3 protein-coding genes and 3 pseudogenes are annotated in these 4,567 nt (G+C 70.3%); all 6 read left to right on the forward strand.

The features are described 5' to 3' along the window. Positions 1-385, forward strand: a pseudogene (locus FXN61_RS47470) (hypothetical protein); the annotation flags it as partial. Further along, a complete protein-coding gene (locus tag FXN61_RS47475) occupies positions 382-1,176 on the forward strand; it encodes an HAD-IIA family hydrolase (RefSeq protein ID WP_167980345.1) in 795 nt (264 codons plus the stop codon). The pseudogene FXN61_RS47470 and the gene FXN61_RS47475, both read left to right, overlap by 4 nt. A 4-nt stretch (positions 1,177-1,180) precedes the next feature. Then, complete coding sequence (locus FXN61_RS47480; protein ID WP_167980346.1) at positions 1,181-1,348, forward strand: hypothetical protein; 168 nt, start codon at positions 1,181-1,183, stop codon at positions 1,346-1,348. A 6-nt stretch (positions 1,349-1,354) separates the two neighbouring features. Beyond that, positions 1,355-2,152: a TlyA family RNA methyltransferase gene (locus tag FXN61_RS47485; RefSeq protein WP_167980347.1), complete on the forward strand. Its 798-nt coding sequence runs from the start codon at positions 1,355-1,357 to the stop codon at positions 2,150-2,152. Continuing rightward, positions 2,149-3,038, forward strand: a pseudogene (locus FXN61_RS47490) (NAD kinase). Before FXN61_RS47485 ends, FXN61_RS47490 begins: the two are co-directional and overlap by 4 nt. A 95-nt stretch (positions 3,039-3,133) precedes the next feature. Next, positions 3,134-4,567 (forward strand): annotated as a pseudogene (recN, locus tag FXN61_RS47495) (DNA repair protein RecN); the annotation flags it as partial.

Here is a 4,567-nt window from a genome sequence, read left to right on the forward strand (position 1 = left end):
CGCCACCCTCGCGATCATGGCCGACTGCGAGCGTGCGCTCGGGCGGCCGGAGCGGGCCATCGACCTGGCCAAGGATCCGGCGGCCAAGGACCTCAGCCAGGAGGACGAGATCGAGCTGCGGATCGTCGCGGCCGGCGCTCGTCGCGACATGGGGCAGCTCGACGCGGCCGTGGTGGCGTTGCAGGGTCCGGATCTCGATCCGGGGCAGCGCAACCCCTACTCCGCGCGGCTCTTCTACGCTTACGCCGACAACCTGGCCGCGGCCGGTCGGATCGAGGATGCGGTCAAGTGGTTCCTCAACGCCGCCGAGGCTGACGACGAAGGGGAGACGGACGCCGCCGAGCGCGCGTTCGAGTTGACCCAGGAGGAGACCGCGCAGCAGTGAGCGAGACGTTGGTGGACCGGTACGACGCATTGCTGATCGATCTCGACGGCACCGTCTACCGCGGAAATGACGCCGTGCCGGGTACCGCCGAGGCGGTGGCCCTGGCCAGAACCAAAGGCGTCGGGATCCGGTACGTCACCAACAACGCCTCCCGCTCGCCGCAGGCGGTCGCGGATCACCTCGTCGAGCTCGGGTTCTCCACGAGCGTCGACGAGGTGAGCACCTCCTCGCAGGCAGCCGCGGCCATGCTGGCCGAACGCCTGCCGAAACGTTCCACCGTGCTCGTGCTCGGCACCAAGGCCCTTGAGGCGGAGGTGCTCAAGCGCGGCCTCATCCCGACCAACGAGGCCCAGGGCGCGACAGCGGTGATCCAGGGCCTCAGCATGGACCTCGGCTGGCGCGAGCTGGCCGAGGCCGCCGTGGCGATCCGCAACGGCGCGCTGTGGGTGGCGTGCAACGTCGACGCCACCCTGCCCACCGAGCGTGGTCTCCTCCCCGGCAACGGCTCGCTCGTCGCGGCCCTCAGGACTGCCACAGACCAGGAGCCGCTCGTCGCAGGCAAGCCCGCCACCCCGCTGCTGCAGCAGGCGGCGAAGGAGCTCGGCGCGAACCGGCCGCTGGTGATCGGCGACAGGCTCGACACGGACATCCTGGGCGCGGTCAACGCGGGCATGGACTCGCTGCTTGTGCTCACGGGTGTGTCCACCGCGGAAGAGGCGCAAGCGCTTCCGGAAGAGCAAAGGCCCACGTATGTCGGCGCGGACCTGTCGGTACTCCATCGGCTACCGTAAGACCGTGAGCTACCCCCTGCCCGGACCGCCGCCCAACCCGGCCGACGCCATCGACGGCGCGCTGGCGAGGCTTGACGGGCTTGAGAACGTCCCCCTCGACGAGCACGTGGCGCGGTTCGACGCCGTGCACGCGACGCTCACCGACGCACTGTCGAGCATCGACAAGGTGTGATGCACAGTGCCTCGCAGAGTGCGGCTCGACGCCGAACTCGTGCGCAGGGGGCTTGCCAGGTCCCGTGAGCACGCCAGCCAACTCGTCGCGGACGGCCGCGTCACGGTGCGCGGCACCGTCGCGACGAAGCCCGCGACCGCCGTGGAGACCTCCGACGCGGTCGTCGTCAAAGATCTCTCCAACGACCCGAACTGGGCGTCCAGGGGCGCGCACAAGCTGATCGGCGCGCTCGAAGGCTTCAAGATCGACCCGACGGGCAAGCGTTGCCTGGACGCGGGCGCATCCACTGGCGGTTTCACCGACGTGCTGCTGCGCAACGGCGCACGGCAGGTCGTCGCGGCCGACGTCGGCAGGGGCCTGCTCGACTGGAAGCTGCAGACCGACGACCGGGTCGTGGTGAAGGACAAGACCAACGTCCGCACCCTCACTCCCGAGGACATCGGCGGCAAAGTTGAACTCGTAGTAGCCGATCTTTCGTTTATCTCGTTGAGGCTTGTGCTTCCCGCACTCGCCGCGTGCCTCGACGAGGAAGGCGACCTGCTGCCCATGGTCAAGCCGCAGTTCGAGGTCGGCAAGGAACGCCTCGGCTCCGGTGGCGTCGTGCGCGACCCCGAGCTGCGGGCCGAAGCCGTCCTCGACGTGACCGAGGCAGCGCAGGAACTGGGTCTGGCAGTGCACGGCGTCGTCGCGAGCCCGCTGCCCGGCCCGTCCGGAAATGTCGAGTACTTCCTCTGGCTGCGCAAAGGCGAACCCGTCGATGCTGCAGAGATGGTGCGCACCGCCGTCGAAGAAGGGCCCCAATGAGGGAAGTCCTGCTGGTCGTCCACACCGGACACCAGAGCAACATCGATCTCGCCCGTCAGGTGGCCGGCAGGCTCGCTGTCGGTGGTGTCACGACGCGGGTGCTCGACGACGAGGCGCGTGACCTCGGTCCGTCGTGCTGCACCAAGGTCGTGCCCGCCGACGACCACGCGGCCGAGGGCACCGAGCTGGTGCTGGTGCTGGGCGGTGACGGCACGCTGCTGCGCGGCGCCGAACTGGCCGCCCGGCGCGGGTTCCGGTGCTGGGCGTGAACCTGGGACGCGTCGGGTTCCTCGCGGAGGCCGACTCGGACGCGTTGCACGAGGCGGTCGGCCACGTGCTGGAGCGCGACTACTTCGTGGAAGAGCGCATGACGCTCGACCTCGTCGCGAAGGTCAACGGCGACGTCGTCGTGAAGACGTGGGCGCTCAACGAGATCAGCGTCGAGAAGCTGATCCGCGAACGCATCCTCGAGGTCGTCGTCGAGGTCGACGGACGGCCCGTGTCGGCGTTCGGCTGCGACGGCGTGCTGTGTGCGACGCCGACGGGCTCGACGGCCTACGCGTTCTCGGCCGGCGGACCTGTCGTGTGGCCGGACGTGCAGGCGATCCTGGTGGTGCCGAGCAACGCGCACGCGCTGTTCGCCCGCCCGCTGGTCGTCTCGCCGAAGTCGCACGTGGCGTTCGAGATCGAACAGACCGGGCACCCGGCGGCGCTGTCCGCGGACGGGCGGCGCACGTTCGAGCTGCCCGCGGGCGCGCGGATCGAGATCGTGGAGGGCGAGGTGCCGCTCAAGGTCGTGCGGCTGCGCCAGGCCCCGTTCACCGACCGGCTGGTCGAGAAGTTCGCCCTGCCGGTGAAGGGATGGCGGGGGCCATCGGCAGGTTGATCGCGCCGCTCGGTGCATCGGCACTCGCTCGTTATGGTGCACCCAGAGATACGTCCCATCCGGAAATGTCGGACCCGACAAGTAAGGTTCGCCCTGTGCTGGCCGAGATGCGCATCAATGGCCTTGGCGTGATCGACGAGGCCACCCTTGAACTCGATCCCGGATTCACCGTCGTCACCGGTGAGACGGGCGCGGGCAAGACCATGGTCGTGACCGGGTTGCACCTGCTCGGCGGAGGCCGGGCAGAGGCTTCCCGTGTGCGCACCGGAGCCGACAAGGCAGTCGTGGAGGGCCGTTTTCAGGCCCCGGCGGGCAGCCCTGCCGCCAAGGTGGCGGAGGAGGTCGGCGGCGAGGCGGACGAGGACGGTTCGCTGATCGCGATCCGCACGGTCGGCGCGGACGGCCGCTCCCGTGCCCACGTCGGCGGGCGCTCCGTGCCGGTCGGTGTGCTGTCCGAACTGGCCGAGCAGCTGATCGCCGTGCACGGTCAGAACGACCAGCTACGTCTCATGCGCCCGACCGAGCAGCGCGGCGTGCTGGACCGGTTCGCCGGCGACGACGTGGCAGAGCCGTTGCGCGAGTACCAGAGCATCCGCGAGGAGTGGCTGCGTGTTTCGGCCGAGCTGAAGGAACGCACCGAGCGCTCCCGTGAGCTCGCCCGCGAGGCGACCTGCTGCGGCACGGGCTGGCCGAGATCGACGCGGTCGACCCGAAGCAGGGCGAGGATCTCGAGCTGCACGACGAGGCTCGTCGCCTGGCCGACGCCGACCAGCTGCGCGAGGCTGCCCAGGGTGCCCAGTTCGCGGTGTCCGGTTCGCTGGAGGGCGACCCGGACAACCCCGGCGCGCTGGGGTTGATCTCCGAGGCCGCCCGCCGCCTGTCGGTGTCCGAGGACCCGAAGCTGCGCGAGATGGAACCGCGGCTGGTCGAAGCGGCGACGCTGCTGGCCGACGTCGGCGCCGAGATCTCCGGCTACCTGGACCACCTCGAAGCCGATCCCGGTCGTCTTGAGCAGGTCCTGCAGCGCCAGGCCGAACTGAAGGCCCTGACCCGCAAGTACGCCGCGGACATCGACGGCGTGATCGCGTGGGCGAACGACGCCCGCGCTCGCCTGGACGGGCTGGACACCTCGGAGGAAGCCCTCACCGCGCTCGCCACTCGTCGTGACGAGCTGGCCGTCGAGCTGGCAACACTTGCGGAGCAGGTCACGGCCGCGCGTGTCGAGGCCGCCGGTGAGCTGGGGAAGGCCGTCACCGAGGAGCTCGACGGCCTCGCCATGCCGCACGCCTCGGTCGAGCTCGCCGTTCGCCCCCGCCACGCCGAGACCGGGGATGCGCAGGCGCTTCCGGTCGGCCGGTCGATCCTGCACGCGGGGTCTTCCGGTGTGGACGACGTGGAGCTCCGGCTGATCTCGCATCCCGGTGCTCCGGCCCTGCCGGTGCACAAGGGCGCGTCCGGCGGTGAGCTCTCGCGCGTGATGCTCGCGCTCGAGGTCGTGCTGTCGCACTCCGACCCGGTGCCGACGCTGG

Source organism: Lentzea indica (assembly GCF_012184385.1).
Lineage (GTDB): Bacteria > Actinomycetota > Actinomycetes > Mycobacteriales > Pseudonocardiaceae > Lentzea > Lentzea indica.